The 24,849-nt window shown below is 37.9% G+C and carries 18 protein-coding genes; 1 reads left to right on the forward strand and 17 read right to left on the reverse strand.

Translation table 11 applies throughout. The features are described 5' to 3' along the window. Nucleotides 1-45: 45 nt before the first annotated feature. The 12 genes from rfbC to MHI25_RS28405 are packed head-to-tail and all read right to left on the reverse strand — an operon-like array spanning nucleotide 46 to nucleotide 13,994. The gene (gene rfbC / locus MHI25_RS28350) at nucleotides 46-594 is read right to left on the reverse strand and encodes a dTDP-4-dehydrorhamnose 3,5-epimerase (protein ID WP_340394673.1); all 549 of its coding nucleotides are present in this window, start codon (nucleotides 592-594) and stop codon (nucleotides 46-48) included. Between the two features lie 20 nt (nucleotides 595-614). Further along, nucleotides 615-1,358 carry a sugar phosphate nucleotidyltransferase gene (locus MHI25_RS28355; protein ID WP_076099639.1) on the reverse strand — a complete coding sequence of 248 codons (744 nt, stop codon included), beginning with the start codon at nucleotides 1,356-1,358 and terminating at the stop codon, nucleotides 615-617. A 14-nt stretch (nucleotides 1,359-1,372) separates the two neighbouring features. Continuing rightward, nucleotides 1,373-1,777 carry a GtrA family protein gene (locus MHI25_RS28360; protein WP_076099640.1) on the reverse strand — a complete coding sequence of 135 codons (405 nt, stop codon included), beginning with the start codon at nucleotides 1,775-1,777 and terminating at the stop codon, nucleotides 1,373-1,375. Then, nucleotides 1,728-2,663: a glycosyltransferase family 2 protein gene (locus tag MHI25_RS28365; RefSeq protein ID WP_076305744.1), complete on the reverse strand. Its 936-nt coding sequence runs from the start codon at nucleotides 2,661-2,663 to the stop codon at nucleotides 1,728-1,730. Before MHI25_RS28365 ends, MHI25_RS28360 begins: the two co-directional genes overlap by 50 nt. Beyond that, nucleotides 2,644-3,741, reverse strand: coding sequence for a DegT/DnrJ/EryC1/StrS family aminotransferase (locus tag MHI25_RS28370; RefSeq protein WP_076305745.1), 1,098 nt, complete (start codon nucleotides 3,739-3,741; stop codon nucleotides 2,644-2,646). The genes MHI25_RS28365 and MHI25_RS28370 overlap by 20 nt, the downstream gene beginning before the upstream one ends. Nucleotides 3,742-3,765: 24 nt before the next feature. After that, complete coding sequence (locus tag MHI25_RS28375; RefSeq protein WP_076099643.1) at nucleotides 3,766-4,323, reverse strand: acyltransferase; 558 nt, start codon at nucleotides 4,321-4,323, stop codon at nucleotides 3,766-3,768. Beyond that, the gene (locus MHI25_RS28380) at nucleotides 4,320-4,727 is read right to left on the reverse strand and encodes an FdtA/QdtA family cupin domain-containing protein (protein ID WP_076099644.1); all 408 of its coding nucleotides are present in this window, start codon (nucleotides 4,725-4,727) and stop codon (nucleotides 4,320-4,322) included. Before MHI25_RS28380 ends, MHI25_RS28375 begins: the two co-directional genes overlap by 4 nt. A 12-nt stretch (nucleotides 4,728-4,739) precedes the next feature. Next, nucleotides 4,740-7,454, reverse strand: coding sequence for a YfhO family protein (locus MHI25_RS28385; protein ID WP_076099645.1), 2,715 nt, complete (start codon nucleotides 7,452-7,454; stop codon nucleotides 4,740-4,742). A gap of 51 nt (nucleotides 7,455-7,505) precedes the next feature. Continuing rightward, nucleotides 7,506-9,776: a glycosyltransferase family 2 protein gene (locus tag MHI25_RS28390; RefSeq protein WP_139330996.1), complete on the reverse strand. Its 2,271-nt coding sequence runs from the start codon at nucleotides 9,774-9,776 to the stop codon at nucleotides 7,506-7,508. 32 nt (nucleotides 9,777-9,808) lie between these two features. Next, a complete protein-coding gene (locus tag MHI25_RS28395; protein WP_076099646.1) occupies nucleotides 9,809-11,386 on the reverse strand; it encodes a methyltransferase domain-containing protein in 1,578 nt (525 codons plus the stop codon). Further along, nucleotides 11,383-12,606, reverse strand: coding sequence for an ABC transporter ATP-binding protein (locus MHI25_RS28400; RefSeq protein WP_340394674.1), 1,224 nt, complete (start codon nucleotides 12,604-12,606; stop codon nucleotides 11,383-11,385). The genes MHI25_RS28395 and MHI25_RS28400 overlap by 4 nt, the downstream gene beginning before the upstream one ends. A 23-nt stretch (nucleotides 12,607-12,629) precedes the next feature. Further along, complete coding sequence (locus tag MHI25_RS28405) at nucleotides 12,630-13,994, reverse strand: ABC transporter permease (protein WP_340394675.1); 1,365 nt, start codon at nucleotides 13,992-13,994, stop codon at nucleotides 12,630-12,632. Between the two features lie 238 nt (nucleotides 13,995-14,232). Here MHI25_RS28405 and MHI25_RS28410 point away from each other — a divergent pair, with 238 nt between their 5' ends. Then, nucleotides 14,233-16,986, forward strand: a complete 2,754-nt coding sequence (locus MHI25_RS28410) for an O-antigen ligase family protein (RefSeq protein WP_340394676.1) — start codon at nucleotides 14,233-14,235, stop codon at nucleotides 16,984-16,986. Nucleotides 16,987-17,057: 71 nt separating this feature from the next. On the opposite strand, the gene galU is transcribed toward MHI25_RS28410, so the two are convergent. From galU to MHI25_RS28435, 5 genes are all read right to left on the reverse strand, one after another. Next, entirely contained in the window at nucleotides 17,058-17,945 is an 888-nt protein-coding gene (galU, locus tag MHI25_RS28415; RefSeq protein WP_076099650.1) for a UTP--glucose-1-phosphate uridylyltransferase GalU, read from the reverse strand. Between the two features lie 323 nt (nucleotides 17,946-18,268). Next, nucleotides 18,269-20,791 carry a U32 family peptidase gene (locus MHI25_RS28420; RefSeq protein ID WP_076276879.1) on the reverse strand — a complete coding sequence of 841 codons (2,523 nt, stop codon included), beginning with the start codon at nucleotides 20,789-20,791 and terminating at the stop codon, nucleotides 18,269-18,271. A gap of 579 nt (nucleotides 20,792-21,370) precedes the next feature. Next, nucleotides 21,371-23,284, reverse strand: a complete 1,914-nt coding sequence (locus MHI25_RS28425) for a stalk domain-containing protein (RefSeq protein ID WP_340394677.1) — start codon at nucleotides 23,282-23,284, stop codon at nucleotides 21,371-21,373. Between the two features lie 27 nt (nucleotides 23,285-23,311). Next, nucleotides 23,312-24,385: a trypsin-like peptidase domain-containing protein gene (locus MHI25_RS28430; protein ID WP_340394678.1), complete on the reverse strand. Its 1,074-nt coding sequence runs from the start codon at nucleotides 24,383-24,385 to the stop codon at nucleotides 23,312-23,314. Between the two features lie 152 nt (nucleotides 24,386-24,537). Beyond that, nucleotides 24,538-24,747 (reverse strand): DUF2759 family protein, encoded by a 210-nt coding sequence (locus MHI25_RS28435; protein WP_036678627.1) that lies wholly within the window; start codon nucleotides 24,745-24,747, stop codon nucleotides 24,538-24,540. Nucleotides 24,748-24,849: the final 102 nt, after the last annotated feature.

Here is a 24,849-nt window from a genome sequence, read left to right on the forward strand (position 1 = left end):
ACCTTTTGTTCTTTGAGATTATATTTAAATTTTTGCTTACCACTGTTAATCAAAGTTTATTTCCGCATCTTTCAGTAATGGATGACGTTGATCCTTATCCGACAATATCGGACTAGAAGTCGGCCAATCAATATCTAAGGCTGGATCATTCCATAATATGCCACGATCATTTTCAGGGGAATAATATTCGTCCACCTTATATAATACTTGGGTGTTAGGCACTAACGTACAAAAACCATGCGCGAAGCCTTTAGGCACCAGTAGCTGACGTTTATTATATTCGCTAAGAATTACTCCGACCCATTGACCAAATGTAGGGGAATTACAACGTATATCGACGATAACATCATAAATAGCACCGGATAAGACGCGAATTAATTTAGTTTGAGCTTTAGGGTTTAACTGGTAATGTAAGCCACGCAACACCCCAACCTCTGCGGAGAGGGATTGATTGTCTTGAATGAAATTGTAAGTTATACCGAGTTTATGCACTATCTCTTCATTATAGCTTTCCATAAAAAAACCCCGGTTGTCGCCGTGGACCACAGGTTCTAGTATACTAGCGCCTTGTAGTTGTAGAGGTGTAACTTTCATATTGCAAAACTCCTTCACATCTAAAGTTTCAGTTTTCCGAATTCTTCACCAAAGAGAAGGTCTTGAGCCAAGTTATGTGCTTTAGCTAATGAGGCATGTGTACCTGCATCCGTCCACCATCCCTGTAGAACATCAAATGTCAATTCTCCACGGTTGATATATGCATTGTTAACGTCTGTAATCTCTAATTCTCCACGTGCAGAAGGAGTAATCGTTTTGATAATATTAAACACTTCACTATCGAACATATAAATTCCTGTTACTGCATAGGTTGATTTAGGCATAGCTGGTTTCTCTTCAATAGAAACAATTTGATTTCCATTTAGTTCAGGTACACCAAAACGCTTAGGATCAGAAACTTCTTGTATTAAAATCTTCGCACCTGTCTTTTGCTCACGGAAATTGCGCACATACGGAGCAATATCATCAGCAAAAACATTATCGCCAAGGATAACAATCATTTGATCATCTCCGACAAATTGCTCTGCCAAGTCCAACGCCTGCGCAATTCCACCTGCTTCATCTTGTACTTTGTAAGTAAAGCAAACGCCCATTTCACGGCCACTACCTAATAGATTAACTACGTCGCCCATATGTTCTTTCCCCGTAACAATCAGTATGTCTGTTACATCCGCTTGCTTTAATTTATAAACAGAATGAAAAATCATAGGGTATTTTCCTACAGGAAGAAGATGTTTATTTGTTACCTTTGTTAATGGATATAAGCGTGAGCCTGTACCACCTGCTAGGATTATGCCTTTCATTATATTCCCTCCATTCATTTACTTTTAATAATAAGCTTGGAAAGTGTGTAGGTAATTGGAATTGTCACTACAATAACTATTAAGGGTACGATTTGTTTCGATAAATTTAAATACTCTACTAAAACAAACAACATTAATAAATTAATTAAATACTGCACGAGATATACGACCGGAAATTTAAGAAACTTCCTGAATGTAACTTTTTCTTTAAATACAAAAATTGTATTTAAGTAATATGAAAGAAATATACCCGAGATATATGAGATTGTATAAGACATGGAATAGCTCAGGACTTGAAGAAGGAGCAAATAAACCAAATATGTAAATAATGTATTTATTCCTCCACTAATGACAAATTTCAAAAATTGTTTATTCAAAAGTTTGGTCAACAACGTAGGATGGTCTTTCTCTACTTTCATCTAATATCCTCCAGAGATATTCACCTATAATCCCTAACATAATCATTATAATCCCTAATAAAAAAGTAATTAGCGCTATAATTGTAGTCCATCCTTGTAACTCAATAATACCAAAAACAGTGCTAAATATAACAAAAACACCATATAGAAAACTCAAAAGAGCTGTAGCAAAACCAATAAATGACATAAAACGAATAGGTGTGTATGAGAAACTTACAAATGAATCAACAAATAGTTTTATTTTCTTCGAGAGTGTCCACCTAGATTTCCCTAGTTTTCTTTCTTGTCTGACATAAGGTATTTGTACTTGATCATGTCCGAGCCAATAAATGAGACTCATGATATTCGTATTTTTCTCTTGTATCTCCAACACTTCTTGTACAACCTGTTTATCAATTAGCAAAAAATCAAATCCGCCTTTTGGGTAACCCTTTAATGCAAATTTCTCTAATAAAAAATAATAGGTATTGGAGAACATTTTCTGAGAAAGAGACTCTTCTCTATCTGCTCTTGTTCCAAGTACAACCTTTTTTCCAGTCCGCCAATGTTCTAACATCTCTTCAAACATTTCAGGAGGGTCTTGTAAATCAGCAGCTATAATACCAACACAATCACCAGTGGTGTATTTTAAGCCCGCCTGTATAGCCGCCATCGAACCAAAGTTACGACTTAGTTTAATGACTTTAATACGGGGATCTTTTTCTTTAGCATCCATTAGTAAAGAAAATGAATTATCTTTTGAACCATCATCTACAAATACAAACTCAAAATCACAATTCGGAATGATTTTCTCTAAGTTCTGTAATCGTGGGATAGTATGTGGAATATTCAAATCATTATAATATATAGGTACAACAATCGATAATTTAATACGGTTTGTACTCATTTACAACCTCCACAATTCTTATCACGTCTTCCATATCCATCACAGGACTTATTGGAAGACTAACAATTTCTGAATGAATTTTTTCAGAGATAGGGAAGGATAATTCATTCCATTCTTTATAAGCTTCCTGTTTATGAGGCGGAATAGGGTAGTGAATCATAGTTTGAATACCTTTTTGGTTCATGAAGTTAATAAAATCAGTTCTCAAGGACGTTCTAACAACAAACACATGCCAGACATGTGATTCTGGTTTTTCTTCAACATACGGCAATACAAGATTTTCGTTATTTATATTATTCAAGTAATATGTTGCGATAGTTCTTCTGTAGTTGTTATCTTCATCTAAATACTTTAACTTTTCACTCAAAATTGGTGCTTGAAGTTCATCTAATCTACTATTATATCCTTTGAAAATATTTTCATATTTCTTATGTGATCCATAATTTCTTAAAGCCTGAAGATTTGTATATAGTTCTTCATCATTGGTAGTGATGGCACCTGCATCTCCTAAGGCTCCGAGATTTTTGCCAGGATAGAAACTGAATGCTGCGGCATCTCCTAAGTTGCCCACCATTTTATCAGCATAAACAGCACCATGAGCCTGCGCACAATCTTCAATTATCTTCAGGTTGTATTTTTCTGCAATACTCTTAATTGGCGTCATATTACATGCTTGACCATAGAGGTGAACAACTAGAATTGCCTTTGTATTAGGAGTAATACTATCTTCAAGTTTGTCAGGGTCTAGGTTATAAGTTAGTAAGTTAGGTTCGACTAACACAGGTATTGCGCCATTAGCGGATATGGATAATATAGATGCAATATAGGTATTCGAAGGCACAATAATTTCGTCTCCAGGACCAATATCATAAGCTCTGATTATTAATTCAAGAGCATCTAATCCATTAGCTACTCCCAGAGCATATTTGGTGCCACAATAATCAGCAAATTCCGATTCAAAAGATTTAACTTCTTCACCCATTATATACCATCCAGAGTGTAGAACTTTGCGAACACTATTTAATATAGCTTCTTCATGACGCAGATTGATTTTCTTCAGATCGAGGAAAGGGATCATGTTTTGTTCACCTATTTCATTAATTTAGTGTTGCTCAACTATAACTTCATCTTCCAGTAAGTATTGTTTACTACAAGCAGAACATAACAATTCATTATTAAGTTTTTCTCCACAATTACAAATATATCCTTTGAATTTGGCTGGATTACCATACCATAACGTATTGTTTGGAATGTTTTTAGTCACTAAAGACCCTGCTCCAATCATAGCGTACCTACCAATTGTATTCCCTGCTATAATTGTTGCGTTTGCACCTATTGAAACCCATTCCTCAAGCACAGTCTTCAAAAATTCAGTTGGGTACTGTTTGGAACGAGGTCTCAAATCATTAGTAAAAGTAACATTGGGACCAATAAAAACATTATCTTCTATTGTAACACCATCCCAAATATACACTCCTGATTTAACAGTAACATTATCCCCTAAGATTACATCATTTTCGATGAAAGTATGATCGTTAATATTACAGTTTGAACCAATCACCGCATTCGGTAAGATATGTGCAAACGCCCAAACTCGGGTGTTATGTCCAATTTTTTCCGATTCGACAATAGCCTGTGGATGAGTAAAGTAATGTTTCATCCCCCATACACCTCTATAAATTTGTCATAATCACGAATATAATCTGCCGAATCATATAAGTGGGAAGCGAGAACGAGTAATACGCAATCTGGAGAAAAATCATACATTTCATGCCAATCATTTGGTTCAAGAATTAAAACTTTTTTAGGTTCGTCTAATGTAATTTCTTCTATCCTCTTTAAATTATTCAAATGTACTTTGCAACTGCCTGAAACACATATTAATGCCTGACGAGTTTTATGATGTGCATGAAAACCTCTCCTAACACCGCCTTTAGTACCATAGATATAAAATACTCGATTTATCTCAAAAGGAACAGCTGAATTCGCTTCAATAACGGCCAGCTTACCTCTTTCGTCACCCAATTCGTTCACGTAAATAATCTTACTATTTTCTGTTTTCATAAGTTCCTCCAATTAATTGCTTCTTTTTGACTTACGCTTCTTCAAGAATATTATAGCAAGAAGAAATAATAGCGAAATAAACGAAATTACGCTCCCTGTAATTAATAGAGGAGGTGTATAACTCAGTTCAACCATGTTTTTTCCAGCAAATAAGTCAATACCAATGAATCCTAGATTAATGTTAGATATCCCGACTTTTTCCCCATTAACCTTAGCGCTCCAACCTTTATCAAAGGGAATTGACATGAAGAGCTTTTTAGGACTATCGGTCTCTATGCTTCCTCGAATATAATCATTCGAATATTTAGAAATACTCAAACTATTTTTCTTTAAGCTTTCGATATCATTTAATGATTTATTATCAACAAACTGAATTTTAAAATCAGAAATGGTGAACAGCCCTGGAGCGTTTGAAATATCCAATCTTAACTGACTAACATTTGAATAATCGAATGTGAACTCGTAAAAAGTTTCTCCAACGCCATAATTAAATGTTTTAGAGTTTTCTTCACTAAAGCCATTATCTCCTCCAAAAAACACTTGTCCTTCCGAAGCAATACTACTAGTAATATGCATGGACACTTTTATTTCCTGGCTTGGAGATTCGCCCTTGATCAGTGGCAGAATAATCTGCGGGTCATTATTTATAGCATTGAAAGTTAAAGAATTAGCAAGCTCACCATTTACAGAATCTATATTCAATAATCCAATATTCTGCTTATCTATTGGCATTGTTAAGAGCACAATAGAGTTATCGATTCCACTTAAATCGAGATTGTCGTACTTATTAATCTCTGTCATATTTTCTTTAGAGACGAAAGATTTTAGTAAGATATTACTTCGTATTTCAGCATTATATTTCATAAATTCCTCATATGAAATCACTCTTTCATAAGCAAAACCTAATGGTAAGGCATACTTATCTTCATATATTTTTACATTTTCTATTTCATTGACCAATTCATACCCATTCGGTGCGAACGCTTCATTATTAATTAAGAGATATCTAACACCTAACAATCTACTTAAATCCGTATTTGAGTCTAAACCAGTTAAGTAATTTGGATGATTTAATATTTTAAACGGAACTCCCATGTTCCTAAGAAATTCTACATATGAGGGTTGATTTAATGAATTATATGATTTCAATCCTTTATAACCCTGACTCATTGCATCAGCAAGAAAAACCGAATTATAGCTTTTGTCTATTCTAAAAAAACCATTATCCTTTTCATTGATATAATTCAAAGCTTCTTTAGTATAGTCATTATATCCTGTTTTGGAGTTTATAGATTCTTTGCTAAGCATAACTCTATTTACAGTAATCGATGAGAAAACAGCCAATTCTATACATATTAGAATAAGAATCACTTTTTTATAGATGCGATTATTCATCATTTTTATAACGAAACAATACATCAATAGCAAAAGCAATGAAATAAATAAATACTTAAAAGAATGTGTGAAAAATTGGCTCCAATTTAACAGATCATCTCCAACCAATAAAGAAATTATTGATATAAACATGATGGTTAGAAATAAAAGAAATAAAAGTAGATTATTGGATTTTAATTTAATCTCACTAATATAGTTGAGAGTCTTGGCATTCAATATGCAAACAAAGACGATAATGATAAATGTCCATCGATACGAGTTCGCACTAAAAGCATTAAGAAATTGTGAAAAGAAAGGAAACACTAGGAACAGAAATAAGAAAAAGAATAAGGTTCCATATATAATTCTGTTTTTTCTATTAGCATAAACAAAAAACAAAGGTACTAAAAGCAGAGATATCGTTCCAGTATACAATATTGGCGCTTCATAATAGTTCCACAAACCATAAAATTGAGTACCTGTTCCAAGGATATCATTTGAGAAAAGCCTAAATATAATAGTTAAATAGTCCATTACAGTAGCAAAACTAAAAATATTATTACCTATAAATTGCCCGCTAATTCTCGGATTATTCAAAGCTACATACACTGACGGAAGTAATATGAAACAACTTAACCCTATTGCCAAAATTGAATACAAAGCATTTTTCAATAAAAAAACAACAAAATGCTTTAACTGAAAGGTGTATTCTTCAAAGTATCTAACTAACACGTACATAATAAAGAATATGGCAAACATATACAAAAAATAATAACTGCTAAAAGCTATTAAAAACAAAGAAATAACGTATAGGCAAATTTTCTTTTCCTTCATCCATCTTTCGAACCCTAATAGTACAAAAGGAATAAATACTATGATAGTCCCCATATGATAATGTTGTCCCCATAATATAACAAATCCATTAAAACCATATAATAATGAGGATATCAATGAAGAGTATCTGCTCATTCCTATGTATTTCAAGTAAGTATAAAACCCTATGGCCGCAGTCAAAATTTTCAACAAAGCAATATAAGGTAATATATATACCAATAGATGTGGACCCCAAAGAGCTGCAAGAATATTAAATGGATCTGTGAGAATTGGATTTGTTGAAAACATACTTGTTCCAATACCTATATTAAATGACCATAGAGAAAAATCTCCCGAATAAATCATATTTGATAAATACGTTAGATATGGCCAATATGAATTATTAGTATCGCTTCCTATATCATTATAAATATAAACATTTTTCAATAAAAAAAAGTCTTTAAATATAAAAAAACCAATAATTAAAATACATAAAGTTAAGACCAAGTATCCTTTTTCCAGACGTATCTTTTTCAACATTATACAATATCTCCAATTCTCTCAGTCAAAATAATAGTAATTTATTGAAAGCTAGATCTTCAACGAATAAGCCTTATCACTCTCTAATGAGAGATTTATATTATAGTAGGGATCAGCCTTAATATAGCCAGGCCATTTTTCTAACATATACTCGATTTCTTGCATAAATCTCGCCTTTTTCTCAGCTGTATCTTCAGCGCCTCTAGTTTTTGATTCATGATGATATAAACTCACATTATTTAGGCAAACATTATAATACCCTTTATCAATTAATTTCAGACAAAAGTCCACATCGTTAAATGCTACAGAAAGATCCTCTTCGAGTCCACCAACTTCATTAAACACTTCTTTTCTTACCATTAAACACGCCGCTGTTACCACTGAACTATTACGATTTGTTAATAACATACCAAAATACCCAGGGTCGAATTCATTACAAGTTCTAAAAGCGTGCCCAGCGACTCCACCTAACCCCATAATTACACCTGAATGCTGTATAGTTCGATCTGGGTAATATAGTTTGGCTCCAACTGCTCCAGTATTAGGTCGAAGGGTGTACCCCACCATTTCTTCTAACCAATTTGGACTTATAATTTCAATATCATTATTAAGCAGCAATATTAAAGAACCATTAGATGCTTGAACAGCGACATTATTAATCTTTGAGTAATTAAATGGAATGTCTAAAGGAATTATTTTAAGATTATCGTTTAAACGTTGTTTCCATTTTTCAAATACAGAAAATGTCTCTTCATCTTTACTCCCATTATCTACAATTATTATTTCGTAGTTGCTATAATTCGTTTTATTAACAATAGACTCTAAACAAAGATCTAGTATTCCACTTCCATCCTTTGTAGGGATAATTATTGAAACAAGAGGTTCTTCGCTTAAATTGTAATGAATGCGATACATATTAGGATAACCATCGATTTCTTGTACTTTACCATCTATACCTCTTCTTTTAATTGTATCTTCTAAAGCCCTTACTCCTGCGTAGTGTGTATAATTCTTAGCACCTGATCCAGAAGCTGTAGATTCAGGAATCGATCTCCAATGATAGAGAATTTTCGGCAAGTGATGTATACGCTCAGATAATTCAGTGAACCTTAATACAAGGTCGTAATCTTGACTGCCCTCATAACCTTTTCTAAATCCACCTATTTGATCTACGATTTCTTTCCGATATATACCTAAATGACATGTATACATATGAGAAAGAATCAGGTCAGGTGACCAGTCTGGTTTAAAATATGGAGAATGTCTCTCCCCATTAACTCCTATTTTATCTTCATCTGTATAAATCATATCAGCGTCAGGATATGTATTTAATAATTTCACTACCTCAAATAATGCCGTTGAAGCTAGTTCATCATCATGATCTAATAATGCGATAAATTCTCCAGATGCTATTTGAAGAGCTGAGTTCGAGTTTTCCGAGATATGACCATTCGTTTTCCTAAACACCACTTTTATCCTTGCATCTTGCTCTTCATATTCTTTTAACACATTTTTAATATGCATTTTAGGTGAGGCATCATCTGAAATACACAATTCCCAATTTGTATAAATTTGACCTACTACTGAGTCAATACATTTTCTTAGCCATACTTCATCCACATTATAGACTGGAAGAATAACTGATATTAAAGGATTATAATTAAAATTCTTCATGCTTTCATTAGCTTCTTGATAAGCACTTGGTGTAACCGCATTTCGAGTAAGCCACACTTGATAACTATTATTAGTATCTAATTTATTTTCTTGTACATTCTTAATTTTTTGTTTTAAACCCGCTAACCCTTGGGCTTTATAAACAGTTAAAGCTTTGTGCAATAATATTTTGATTGTTTTTGTATTAAGTCCACGTTGTTTTAAAATATTCAGAATTGATTTTAAAATCAGATAGTATTTAATTGTTTTTTTAATCAATACCTTTTCCATTTTAAACTCAAATTCCCTATCACCTGGATCTAGTCTCAATTTTTTAACGCCAATGGGGATGTGAAAAATACTCTTATACTTACTTTCACCCGCAGAAATGGAGGCCAAATTCATACTTTTTTCTTCCGAAAACCCCGCACCATCATCCCAATATAGTTTAACTGGAATACTATCGCTGCTCACTGAATTCCAAGATATGATGTTCCAGCCGCAATAAAACTTCCCTTCCAAAATAAATGCTGGATCTGTCCCCAATGAAATCCATGTTCCATTTACTTTTTTTAAATCAGATACTGGAAGGGGGTTCAAGGTTGATCTAAAACCAAACACACCCGCTATTACTGTCAAAATTCGAATAACTATGTCTGTAATCTTCAATACAATCCTCCTAAGTGCGCTTCTTTTGTTAGTTATTTCCCCAATATTCTTCTCGTTTTAACCACTAACTTCCATGCTTTAGAGTTATAAATACTACTTAACTCTTGCTCCTTTTCTACTAATTGTTGGATCAACTCTTGTTTTTCGGTTTCTTTTACAATACTCCCTGCTCTTAAGTGCTCAATTTCAGCATTCAAATTTTCAATTACCCTGCCATTATCTGATAAATTACTTATAAAAATTTCCTTCGTCTTTAAATGATTTTCATTTTCTTCTTCCAAGATATATTTGTCATTAGTTAAATTATTTATATGCGTTTCTTTCATCTCTATTTGCTGCTTATATTCACTATTTATAGACATAATTTCATTTTCTTTACTAACTGACATACTCACATATTGATTGACAATCTCAGTTGTAGATAATTTCGATATATAGAATTCAATGTGCGCTATGCCCACTTCAGATTCAAAATTCAATATTATATTTGGATCATCCTTTTCAAACAAATAAACATTAGAAGTTTTAAAATCAAAACTACCTGACATTTGATATTTTATCTCAGTATCATTATTAGCCCCAATAAGTCTGAGATTATCGATTTTATAAAAGCCACAGTAATCTGAAGGATCAATTCTAATACCTTTGATAACATCAAAATCACGAAGATCAACTTTAACAAATTTCATTAATTCTACATCATTAAATTGAAAATACTCACTATTTGACTCTGTAAACCCATCACCACAATCTATAAAAATCTGAACTTTATCCACAAAAGCATTTTCTTCCTCATTTTCACCTGTCATTGAGCATAGGTTATAAAATGTGCGTTCCATCATTTCTAACGTTTTCAATGTTTCTACAGGAATTTCTGAAGATGTTTCAAATGATAAGTTTAGATTTCTTGCTTTTTCTAAAATAACAATTTTCCTATAGGAATCTTCCGTATAATCATGGTCAAATATATAAGAATTATAAAATCTATCAATTTCTTGGCGATAGACAGCCAATTCCGGATTCTTTGCGGCAAAAAAGTGAATTCCCATTAACTTTTCCCAAATATTTATTCTTCCATGTCCAATCATCATATATCTTATATTTTTTAATTCGAGATACTCTTTAAGAGAATCCTTATTAGGGAGTCCATTGTCCATATGTTCTTCTAACCATATGAAATTTTTTTTAAATAGACTCTTATAGACCGAGTTCACTCTAGATTCTGCATCTATCGATTGTTGTGAATGAAATGGTGCAGTTATAATACACACTTGCGAACTAACGCGGTATAACTCATCAATAAATTGATTTCTCTTTTCCACTGGAATATGTTCAAATACATCCAATGCAACAATTACATCATACTCATCATCTGGGAAATCCATATTTGTAGCATCGCCGAGAATATAACTTGGATCATGTTGTAATTCTTCCGGTAGTTGAATATCTAAATAGGTTATCTTGTCTAAAGGCAAGAAATTTTCTAAATTACGATGTTCATTAGCCCCAACTTCAAGAATACGGAAGCTTTCATCACCACATCGCATTTCATTAATAATTTTCCGAATATTATTATATCTTTGATATTGATCAAAGAGTGTGTTTTTCATTTTGACACTTCCCATCTATGGTTCATATATATTAGCCCTTCAGAAATATATTTATTTGTTATAATAAAGTCCACAATATTCTCTTTATAGTGTAGACATACTATTCCTTCATTATTGAATATCCCTACATCTATACAGAAAGTCCCACCAAGTAACGGCAAACTAGATATAATATATTTCACTCTATGTCTTCCTAATTTATTCGGAATATCAATTTTCTCTAAGTGTGTATTTGGGCCAAATATATACTCTCGATCTGGAGTATAAATCGCTACACCCAATAATAAATCTTCTATGACATCTTCATAAACTTCATATTCAACTTCCACTACTAGCTCATCAAAAGTTTTAAAGTTATTCTTGTTTAGTTCCACTTTTGTAATTGACGCTAATACATCGGGATTCGTCGGTCTAATAAAATCATCTTGTGGCACGACTGGAATTGGCTCATTATCATTGGTAATCGCAGTTTCCATAATATGCTCAGTATTGTATTTCATGAAGTCTTCATATAGATCAGCAATTTCAGATGATTCTCCTGATGCTTGCACTATACCATCCTTAAGCCAAACTGCTTTGTTGCAGAACCTCTTCACTTGCTCAGTTGCATGGGATACAAACAATATTGTTGTCCCCTTACTCTTCAACTCTTTCATTTTATCAATGCACTTCGTTTGAAAACGCACATCCCCAACAGCAAGAGCTTCATCAACAATAAGTATATCTGGCTCTACATTAATAGAAACAGCAAAAGCCAACCTTGCAAACATACCGCTAGAGTAAATTTTTACAGGTTGCTCAATAAATTCTCCAATATCTGCAAATTCGATTATATCATTCATTTTGATGTCAATTTCTTCACGGCTAAAGCCCATCATCAGACCATTTAAGTACACATTCTCTTTGCCACTGTACTCTGGATTAAATCCAGCTCCTAGCTCCAAAATTGCAGATATCTTACCCTTTACTTGTATAGACCCACTTGAAGGTGATAAGACTCCTGTTATCAACTTCAACAGCGTTGATTTACCCGATCCATTTTTACCTAGAATCCCAAGAGCGTCTCCCTTCTCAACTTTAAATGAGATACCGTTAAGAGCTTTGAATTCTTTGTGATACGTTCTATGAGATATGGAAAGAGCCTCTTTCAAGCGGTCTATGGGTTTTTCGTATAATTTATAAGATTTTACAACATCTTGAATTTCGATTATCTCATTCAAAACTTTACTCCACCTTTACAACTTTATATTACATCTGCAAAATGAGGCTTCAATTTTTTCAAGCTCTTTATCCCAACTACAAGTGCTGTTAAGCAGAACATCCAGAAATAAAGAGTATAGTAGGGATGTTGGATAAATAAAACGCTATAAATGAAAGTATCTCTATAGCCTTCTACAATATAGAACATTGGATTTAATTTAAAAACATTACTCCAAAAATCCGGTAACATGGTGTATGACCATCCAATAGGAGTGAACCAAAATCCTATTTGCAAAATTATTATTATGATTTGATTTAAATCTTTAAAAAACAACACAATTGCAGATGTGACTAGAGACACCGAAAAAACAAGCATGATTGTACAAATTAAATAATATAACATCTGGAAACTGTATAAATTAGGGTAATATCCATATCCAGTATACATCACGAATATAAATAAAATGAAAAACAAATGTACGAATAAAGCCGAAATAATCTTTACTATAGGAAGAAGTTCAATCTTAAATACAACCTTCTTGACAAGATAACTATACTCTGAGTACACATTTGTAGCACTAGACAAAGCTTCTGAGAAGAAAAACCATGGAATTATGGCAACTATAAACCACAAAATAAATGGAACATCCGATACACTACCACTTCGTAACCCTACCTGAAATACAAACCAGTAGGTCACAATGGTTAGTAGTGGTTGAATGAACCCCCAGACTATTCCCAAGTAGGAAGACGCATATTTAGTTTTAAAATCATTTTTAGCTAGGCTGAAAATCAGCCTTCTACCCTTAAATATCTCTCTCAAGAATCTATAAACTTCTTTAATGGAGTTTATAATGTAAAGACTAATTAACGTTGCAACGACACTACTTAATGAAATTATCGAAATATTCAGAAGGCTAGTTCCTTCTATCGCCGTATCACGATGGTCTTTAATATCTAAAATCACATACGGATCAGAATCTAATACTTGAAGTTCTATTTGTTTATCTTTCTGACTTGTTATTTTCACTTCATGCTCTTGAGTTATTATTTCATCAAGTGGAATGATTACACTTGAGTTGCCTTTTAACTTAACATCTTTAATCTTAACTATAGCCTTTTGATTCCCCACATCTAATCTAAGGGAGTATACATTTTTAGGTAAATCATACTTTAGATTTACCCAGTCTCCCTTTTGCTCATATTTTTGATGAAGTGATTGTTCTTCTGTCCATTCCTGATCCTTATTCATAATATAAAATAGTTGGTAATCATCGGACTGGTTAGAATTCAATTGAACCTCAAAAGTTAATTTGGTTCCATTTTTTTGATATGTAGCAAACATATTAAAGAATAAGACCACTAAGATAAGTCCCATTACAGCAAGTATCAATTTTTTAAATTTCATTCGTATACCCCTTCAATTATCACGAAAATTTAGAAATAACCTCTGTTTCAAAAAAATATATATTTAAAATCACGCCATTCTGTCTAACTAAATCAAGATCGCTAGTAGAACGGTCCAGAGATGATACAATAAGTGGTACTAGTTTACTTGGTCTTTATTGTGCAATTCATAGTAGTAGTAATAGAAGTTAGCAATATGCTAAAATATTGTCGTACCTACAGGAAAAGGAGATTATAACGTGTCGAAACCAGTATACGGTAAAAACGCCGCTCAGTCGAGAAATGTTGAAAAGATAGCAAGTCCGATATGGGCATTAGTTGTTGGTTTTATTTTATTTTTGTGTTGGACCCCATTTCAAGTGGGATTGTTTAATGGATCACTAGTTGATTACGAGAAGCCAATATATGTATCAGCACTATTAAGCGCACTGATGCTGCTGGCCTGTGTTGGCTTGTATTACAAAAAGTTCAAGCTTGAAGGGCAGAGTGATTTAGTAGCTTGGGCAGCATTATTGCTCCCTGTGACCTATGCTCTGTCACTGTTTGTCGCAGTTTCGCATTACACGGCGATGAATATGCTATTTATTCAGTGTACATATGCCGCAGTTTTCATTATAGCCTTTTATCTCATGAAGCAAAAGCAAGTAAATGTTGTCATTCAAAATGCTATATTAGCGATTGCATATTTTATAGTGGGTTTTGGACTTTTAAATTGGTTAGGCAGCAGTAAATTAGCAGGAGCTCTTGTGGGCTGGTTCTCAAACACCGTCCGAAATGATGTCTACTTAGATGCAGTTATGACTGACTCTAACGGACTTCGTCTGACTTCGATCTTTCAGTACGCAAATACGTACGCAGCCTTCTTGATGGCCTTTCTATTTGTAGCAATATTCGCGCTTATTCGCTCTAAAAAATGGTATGGAACGTTGACGCATGGCTTTATGTTAGTTCCCATCATTGTGTCGATCTTGTTAACCTTATCTCGTGGCGGCTTAGTCCTGCTACCTGTAGTATTCATACTCCTACTTCTATTCCTAAAACCTGCACAGCAAATCCTTTGGATTCTGCATCTAGGAATTGCTGGTATTGTAGCTTTGCTCATTACGACACCCGTTACTAACCTAGGAATAGAGTTAAATGCTAATTTCACTTCTTCTTCAGCTTTAAAAGGTTGGGCGTATCTATTAGGAGCCTCAATAGTTGTGGCTGGCCTTTCTTGGGTCATTCAGCGTTTTGTCGCACCATGGTTGTATGCAAAACTAGAGAATTGGTCGTCACGTAAACGGACAGGTCTTTGGATTCCGCTCGGATCTGTCGCTCTAGTTGCTATTGTAGCTTTCTTGCTTATCGGTACGAGTGCAAAAAGCATCTTACCTGACAACATGGAGACTCGCCTCGAGAACATCAATTTCCAGCAACATAGCGTACTCGAGCGGATTACTTTTTATAAGGATGCCGTGAAGGTGGTTAAGGATTATCCGGTCCTCGGTGCTGGTGGAGGAGGCTGGGCCTCACTGTATGAGCATTATCAAAACAACCCTTATACAAGCCGGCAGGTGCATAACTTCTTCTTACAATTTCTCATTGAAGTAGGTATTGTTGGATTTCTCATATTTATGAGTTTCATTCTGTATATCTTCTATAAATATATTCGTGGATATGTAAAACGGGATAAAAACGAATTTGAGAATGGTTTCTTCTATCTAATTATTGCTCTATCTATTCTTGTGCACAGTCTACTTGATTTCAACATGAGTTATGCCTTTATGGGCATACTAGTTTTTATTGGCCTTGCCGGAATGGCCTCCGTTATGGAGAGCAAGCCACTGCGGAAAAATTGGAATAAAGCGGGCATCCGTTTCGGATACCTCGCTGTGCTTTCTTTAGGAACCTTGTTCCTAGTGTTCTTGTCAATCAGCTATATTGGCTCCAGTAACTCTGCTTTGAAAGCTAAGCAATTGAGAAGTTATAGCACTTCCTACGAAGAGCTTAGAGCCCCATTGATTGAGACTTTGAACAAACGTCCAAGTCATCCAGAATCGACAATTTATCTATCGGCCTTGGATCAGCAGGTATTTAGTCAAACACAACAGGAACAGTTCCTTGACGAGGCATACAGTGTATTAACTCGCGCACTCAAAGATGAGCCATACAACAAAAATCTTCTGCTCCAATTAGTGAGCTACTACGATCTGAAAGGTCAAAGCGACGTCGCCTTGGGTATTTACCGTGACAACGCAGATAAGTTCAACTGGGATATCGATTGGTATGATGCAATAATCAGCCGTTCCTTTGCCTTAGGTCAGCAGGCACTTAATCAAAAAGATGAGACAAAGAAACAAGAGTATTTCAATGAAGCGCAAGAAGCATATAATCATGTTCTTGCTGGAATAGAACATCTGAAGACTCTTCCACCAGAACAACTGCAAGGGCGTCCTTTCTCAGTAACGCCAACTATCGCTTTGAACGTTGGCAAAATGCAACTTTTATCCGGACAAGAGGATGCAGCGAAGTCCACCCTCAAGCTTAATTCAGATGCTAATTACACGGATATCATGAACAGTGAAACTCCATGGGATATAAATTGGTACAGTTCACTCATCAGCCGTTCATTTGATTTGGGGCAGGCAGCTTATGCACAACAAGATAATCCAGATAGAATAGACAACATGAAAGCTGGCTTTGTTATTGGGCTTTTGGCCTACGATCATGTACTTGCGGATAATGATCCTTCGAAGATATTTACTCCGGATGTGACACTGAAGGTAGGGAAAATGCAATATATGTCTGGAAAGATACAAATTGCAGCCTCCATCTTAAAAACAGCCTTAAGCCAAGATTTCGCTGATGCAACCAATCGTGAGATTGCTCGTTGGTACCTTGCTGCACTGGCGAAAACTGGTGGCGAGGATCAGGCACTATACGATTCGCTGATCGCAGCTGATCCTGCGGAAGCAGCACAAGTTGAGGCCATTACAAATTCACAATTTTAAAAAAGAATGAAACCATAAAAGCGCGCCACTGTAATTACAGTGGCGCACTTTTTTTATTTTATGAGATTTTCTTATAGCCCAACCTTAGCTGCTTCGCTCTCGACAAGCTCTTTCATATAACGAAGCAAGTCATCTTTAAGCTCCTCGTGTTGAAGTGCATAATGAATGGTAGTCTGGATAAAGCCCATTTTCTCACCCACATCATGACGTTTACCTTCAAAGTCATAGGCAATAATTCGTTCAACCTCGCTTAGACGTGCTATCGCATCTGTAAGTTGGATCTCTCCACCTACACCCACCTGCTGTTCTCCAAGCATATCGAAGATACGTGGAGTTAAAATATATCGTCCCAGTATAGCTAAGTTCGAAGGAGCCTCTTCTCTCTTCGGCTTCTCTACTAGACGATTTGCCTTGTAGACACGTTCCGCCAAAGGCGAACCATCTACCACACCATACCGTGATACTTCCTCCCACGGAACAGGCTGAACACCTACGATAGAAGATTTATACTCATCATATATGTCAATCATCTGTTTGAGGCACGGTTTGTCCGCTTCAACAATATCATCGCCGAGTAGTACAGCAAACGGTTCGTTTCCTATGAATTTACGTGCACACCAAATCGCATGTCCGAGACCTCTTGGCTCTTTTTGGCGGATATAATGGATATCAGCCATTTCAGAAGATTTGCGAACGGATTCAAGCAGCTCCCACTTCTGCTTCTCAGCCAAGTTAAATTCCAGTTCAAATGAGTTATCAAAGTGGTCCTCAATCGCACGTTTGCCTTTCCCCGTTACAATAATAATATCCTCGATCCCGGAAGCGACTGCTTCTTCAACAATATATTGGATCGTTGGTTTATCTACAATCGGTAGCATTTCTTTAGGCATTGCTTTAGTTGCAGGTAAAAAACGAGTGCCGAGACCTGCGGCGGGAATAATCGCTTTACGGATCTTCATCACATTAACTCCTTCTATCGTATACTCTTTTCAATTACATATCTGTAAGTACCCTAAAATGGCATATTTCTTTCAATTATAGCAGTTACAGCACATTTATGTCAGAGTGTTTGTTATATTTGTATATCTATTCCAATGAAATAAGAGGGCAGGAATTATAATCAATTATTGCTATTTTAAATACTTTGCTGACCCTATAATATACTACTATTTAGTATATGCAAATTAGGATGAGGACGAGATCAATTCTAAAAAAAGGGCTAAGCAATACCAGCATCTACCTGGTAGTTACTTAGCCCTTTTTCTTCAACTCTTAACTCTTATTACTTCGCGTTCACCAATTGCCCACGCGTTACACCAAGTTGGTTAGTAGCCTTTAAGCTCTTCCATACCTGTGTACCAGAGATTTCACCACGCAGAGCGCGGCTGTAGAGGCTAATTACCTCAGCCACTTGCTCTGGTGTCTCTTCCAAGAACTCCACACGGTATGAAGATACTCCTAGGTCACGGAAATTATTCAGATACTCCGCACCAGACTGCTCAACAGCGTTATAGACGGTATTACGGCAGCCTTCATCCACACGAACTGGATGTGACATTCCAATACGGTCTTGCAAAGAAGCACGGTGCTCTTCACAAGGACGACCACAGTTCGTATAGTCTGTGCCTTCACTCATAAAGGTACAGTACACGCAGTGTTCAGTATGGAACATCGGCAAATGCTGATGAATAACAACCTCCATCCGGGACGTATCACTGTGTTCAAGCAGATCAACCATCTGTTGAATGTTCAAGTCATAGGATGGCGTTACTATGTCACAGCCAGCCTCAAGGAACAAATCCACTGCTTTATGATTGGCGATATTCAGTGAGAAATCACCGATCAGGCGTGGATGCACAGCATCCGGCTGCTCCTGGCGGCGGCGCAGATAATAATATAACGCGCCTGTATTACGCACGAGCACAGCATCCGGCTGCAAGCGAAGAATATTCGCGTGGTAGCCGTTCTCGCCCGGCATATGAATGCGCGGCGTGGCCAGCGCTATGCTGGCCCCTGCAGCCCGTACCGCATCTACCGCTGCCGGGAACTGCTTGATAAACTCGAAGTCGGCGTAGATGTTTCTCACGCCGGCCTCGAGCGCAGCCTGCACCTGCGGCAGGCTGCGGCACAGCGCGGTGAGCTCCGCTTCACCAGCGCGCTGCGGAGCGACGCCCTTGTGGGTGGCGTCGCCGTAAACCTCGATCGCCCGTTTCACGTAGACGGGCGGTTTCGGGCGCTCGCCCGCAAGCAGCTCCACCGCTTGGCGGCGGATGCTGTTCAGCTCGCGCATAGGGACGATGACGTCGCCTTGCAGATGCGACTCCAACGCGTCAAGCTGGAACACGGTCCCGCCCAGGCGGCCGAATTGTTCTTCCAGCAGCGCGGTATCCATCGGACGCTTTTGCGCGGCTTCCAGCGCGAGCTCCGAGTCCACACGGACGGTAACGTTCTTCTGAACGTCCGTCCACCAAGTCGTCAGCTTCTCGCCGACGCAGCCTTGCACTCTAACATGTACCGGAAATACCCGGTACGGCTTTTCAGTTTCATAAGTCTGGCGCAGCGCCTTATCTAATGCAGGGTCATTTGTTTTCCAGATGCGGTCACCGACATTTAGACGACGAAGATCCACATCATTACGACCGGCTACGATGTCGATGATCCAGCCTTCTCCGGCTTCGCCTTCCAGCTTCACACCTTTACGACGGAGGTCGTAGACACGACCGCCTTCTTCTTTTTTCGTTGGATCCCCAGCGTCAAAAACAATTCCGTCCCCACGCTTAAGCGGTGCATGAATACGGCAGACCACTCCGTCACGCAGAATTTGCTCAACCGTCCCTAAATATACACCACGGCTTTTTGGGAAAGTCCCGTCTACCAGTTTCTTATTGTTCGTTCCATCCAGGAAACCATGTGTAAACCCGCGGGAGAAGCTTTGTTGCAGCTCGCGCACCTCCTCCTTCGAAGGTTTAGACAGATCGCCTTCAAAATACCGATCAATCGCTTTACGATACTTACTAACTACATTCGCTACATATTCCGGGCTTTTGAGGCGGCCTTCGATTTTAAAAGAAGTCACACCCGCCTCGATCAGTTCAGGCATTAGATCAATTGCTGCCAGGTCCTTAGGAGAAAGCAAATAAGTTACGTCTCCCATAGGTTTTACCTCACCATCCACCATCAGATCATAAGGCAAGCGGCAAGCCTGAGCACATTCACCGCGGTTGGCTGAACGTCCGCCCCACATTTCAGAGGTCAGACATTGACCTGAGTAGGAAACACACAAAGCACCGTGTACGAATACTTCCATCGGTAAGCGGGCTTGCTCTCCGATCGTACGAATTTGTTTCAAATTGTTCTCACGACCTAATACCACACGTTCCAAACTGAAAGGTTTAGTAAACTCGACCGCTTCCGGCGAAGTAATGGTCATCTGTGTCGATCCGTGAATCGGGAAATCCGGTGAGATTTCGCGGATCATTTTGACCAAACCTAAATCTTGTACAATTACTGCGTCTACGCCAGCATCCACGCATGCATCAATCAGTTCTTTTGCATCAGACAATTCATTTTCAAAAACCAGTATATTAAAGGTCAAAAATCCCTTCACACCATAGCTATGCAAAAACGCCATAATTTCCGACAGCTCGTCCATGCGAAAGTTGTTCGCTCTGGCCCGTGCATTAAACTTCTCTACGCCAAAAAAGATAGCATCCGCTCCGTTTGCTACCGCTGCACGCATGCAGTCCCAATCACCTGCCGGTGCCAATAGCTCCACGTCTTCTCTGCGTATTTGTTGCTCTTTCATTTATATCCTCCCAAACCGCCATTTGACGGGTCATTTCTAGTTGATTAACTTGATAATTGTATCAAATATCACACTTGAGCGCTATGCGTTTACCAACATTTATATAGAATAAAAGTCATAATGCTGTCAGAAAGCCGACTTCTTGCTTATTGCTCTTTACTCCATGAATGTTGTAGAACATGCAACTTTATTGCCCAATTCAGTGCTTCGACAACTAAATGTTGTACATAAATCATCATTCTCACACTCTAGTATCGACAACCGGCACAAAAAGTTGCAACATTTACAACAATTCACTAGGAATTCCGTGACATACGGGACATACGATAGAATGTTGTATCAAATACATCAATCCACCCTTTAGCTATTCACATTATGCCCAACTTGGATAACATTGGCTCCGAACCTAGCGATATCATAAATTGTGACAAACGATTCCAATCGTACACCTCATATCCCTTTTCCCCCTTTATCCAAAAAAAGAACGCCCCAAGCCAAATCGGCAACTGGGACGTTCTTCGTCTGATTAAATTATACGCCTCTATTCCTGTGTCAGCTACGATTTTCGTACTTTTTTAACTACTTACTGTTTGTAAACCGAAACGATTGTAGTGTCTTGTCTAACAGAGCCTGCTGTTCTGCAGTGGCATTGGCATCATTCAGCGTAACGGTAATCGTGTAGACCACATCATTTTTACCAAACACAACCTGCTTACTGCGAAGAGGGATGCCATTTTTGATTTGATGTGCAGTTATGATCGTAGCAGGGACATCCGCAATGGTAGACTCCACTACACTTTCTATACGAGGGCCTTTGGGATCATTATTTTTATTTTGATAAGCATCTTTGAGCACATTAACTGTATAATCCACTGAACCCTCGGGTTTTGAGTAGATCTGTAGACGTCCTCCGCTGAACCGATATTCAATCGACTGCGTCTCAAAAATATCCTGATAAGGTGTCCATAAACTTGGAATATCAATGGCATAACCGTAGGTTTTGGATACTTTGGTTAGTGTCTTATTTTTGAGCGTCTTATAATCATCACTAGCGAGTCGCCCGAAGTTCTCCTTCAGCAGAGCAAAATCAATATCAATAGAGGATATGATGGCTTTGAATTTTGCCTTATCGTCATCTTGCCCAGCAGCTGTTACATATTCAAAATAATAACGATACCCATTTTTGAGTATGAGAGCTTGATATTCTGTAGTAACACCGTTGCCGTAATTTAGCTGTAGCTCATTAATTTGTGCGGATACGCCCGAGATCTCCGACTTGTTGCTGTCTTTCAGAATATAAGCATCCGCTACAAAATTTTCTTTAGTTTTCATTTTCAGATCTTCAGCCCAGCTCTCTAGTGTAGAACCAGCAGGTGCCGAGGTAACTGCCACACTCAGATGACTTCCCTGCTTACTCTCGTAATAGAGATGCTGGTCGTCCTTACTCCAATCTGCGGGAACCTGTAGTGAAATCCCATAGTCCTCATTGTACGCGTCACGCAATCCACTTTTCACCGTAGAAAGATCACGGATTTTTTTGCTTTTAGTATCAAAAGAAGGCTGGAAAGAGTTAAGTAATCCTGTATATTTAGCAAAATCTTTATAATTAACTGCTTTGTTATCCGTCAAATAAATCTCGTAGAGTCGACCTTCAGCATATAACAGTCTGCTTTCCCAGAGCGCTCCACTGGAATCTTTACTGATCAATCTAGCATAAGGTACCGCGGCTTTGGGGAACGACTCCCGATCCAAAATCAGCTCCCCACCTGCCTCGACCTCCCGAACCAGCTGTTCCAACAGCCCATCCGTATCCACCGCAACCGCCTGGTCACTTACATGAATCTCCACATAATATAGATTGTCCGCACTTGAAAAGGTAGCCACACTTTCATCTCCACCGCTATTTCCAGCAATCAGCCCAGAGGGATAATTCAGTGTCCATTGAAAATAACTGTTTCCAATTTGAGTCTTACCAACATCGCTGTCAATCCCAGTATCCTCTGGCGTATCTTCTTCGTTGTCTATAGGAACTAGGGTAACCATTAGCTCACCCCCACTCCCTTGAGAGAGGGTCGCACCTAACACATCAGCTACAAAGCGTAGCGGTACCATCAGCACATCTGAAACCATCCGGGGCGCTGAGCCCAGTTTAACTTTGATCCCATTCTTCCAAGCGATATCACTCCCAATCGTCATCACCCCTGAATGAGCACCATAGGTTACTTTTACAACATTGTTCTGCTCTAAGGAAACAGTGCTGCCAAACGTCTTTTTAAAAACCCCAAGCGGGACCATAACCGTTCCGTTCTCCGTATAAGGCCGCTCGATAACCACCTTCTTACCATTCACCGTAGCTGAAGTACTGCCAACTTTTAGACTCAGCTGTAGCTTATCTCCTTGTGAAGCTAATGCTGTTTGTATGGGTAATATAGAAAATAGCAATAATAAGGCCAGCATCGCACAAAATCCTTGTTTTAAAATTTTCAAGCCCATTTACCGTCCCCCTCTCCAGTTTGCTGATCACTCTTCCGCGTGCTCGTCCCCATCCGTTTCATAATCATCTCCGCTTAACAACGGATCACCTTGAGTGAGCACGAGTTTACGGACGACGATATCCCCATCGCTTTGCATAACCAGCCGCACAGTTGCTCCCGGCAGGTAGCTTTTGAACAATTCATTAATATCAACTAGTGAGACCACACGATGCCCATCGATGCTATACAAGACGTCCCCTTCAGCAACCCCTGACTTGAGCGCTTCTGAAGACACCACCTTAGTGACGGACAGCGGGTCCAGCGTTGGCAATCCCACAATCGTAGACCAGCTTGCCTCCAGCTCTAGCCCAAGACTCGGATGCTGTACCTCACCATATTTTAAAAGCTGGTTCATAATATACTGCACAGTATTCGTTGGAATCGAAAACCCCATATTTTCCACACCCACCGCTGAGTATTTCAGGCTGTTGATTCCCAGCACCTCACCCTTCATATTTACAAGCGGCCCTCCGCTGTTTCCGGGATTAATCGCAGTGTCACTCTGGATAAGACGATACGCCGCATCTACCTCACGGTTAAGACCACTTATAACGCCTACTGTCGCTGAGTTTCGTAGAGAAAAGCTAATCGGTGTTCCGATAGCAATAACCTTCTCCCCAACCACTGTTTTGCCACTCGCTGGAATAAACTTGGCGGGCTTTAAATGGGTGGCATTGATTTTGATCAGCGCCAGATCACTAACTTCATCCAGATAGGTTTCTTTAACGCTGTAGGTTTTGGAGTCCGAAGTGACCACTATGGCATTTTGCAGATCCTTGATTACATGAGCATTGGTTACAATCCATCCGTTCGATTTCACAATGATGCCGGAGCCATGCGTCAGATTGTACCGATCATCCGGGCCACTATTACCGCCACTCTCGTCTTTACCGATAATGCCCACAACAGAAGGAGTGATACTTTTAATAATTCCAGGTATCGGATCTTCTGCCCCTGCTTTACTAACTACCTTACTAGTACTATCAAAAGCAAACACCGACTGACTCCATACTCCCGATAGCACTACGCCGCACAGTAATAGACCTAATCCTTTCTTCACCAGCTTCTCCCCAACACTCCTCATTCCTCACCAGACCCTCTCTTTGCTCATGGATAAATTTTACATTATATTATTTGAAAAAAGACGCCTTCAATGCGCCCATGGCGTTAAAGGAGTCTTTTGGTGCAAAGCTGTTCAATTTAGTTCTTTCATTAACTTAACCAATGCATCACCATGGCATAGTCAGAGATCACAAAAACCAGCAAGCTAACGGCTCCAAAACCAATGGCAAATTTGTTCTTCTGGGGAGCTTTCAATAGTCGAACAACCCCGACCAAAATCAAGATGGTAAATAAAATCATAAACACATCAAAGGTATGAAATTTAGACGGTCCTTGCGCGGCAACTTCTGCAAGCAGCATAACCTTACCTCCTCAAAAATGTTGTCAAGCAAGATCCAGTAATCCCCATATCACCTTCTATGTTATCGCTACCATTTGGGCGATGCAATAGGTTTTGTAGAA

The organism is Paenibacillus sp. FSL E2-0177 (assembly GCF_037992975.1).
In the GTDB taxonomy this organism is placed as follows: domain Bacteria; phylum Bacillota; class Bacilli; order Paenibacillales; family Paenibacillaceae; genus Paenibacillus_AQ; species Paenibacillus_AQ odorifer.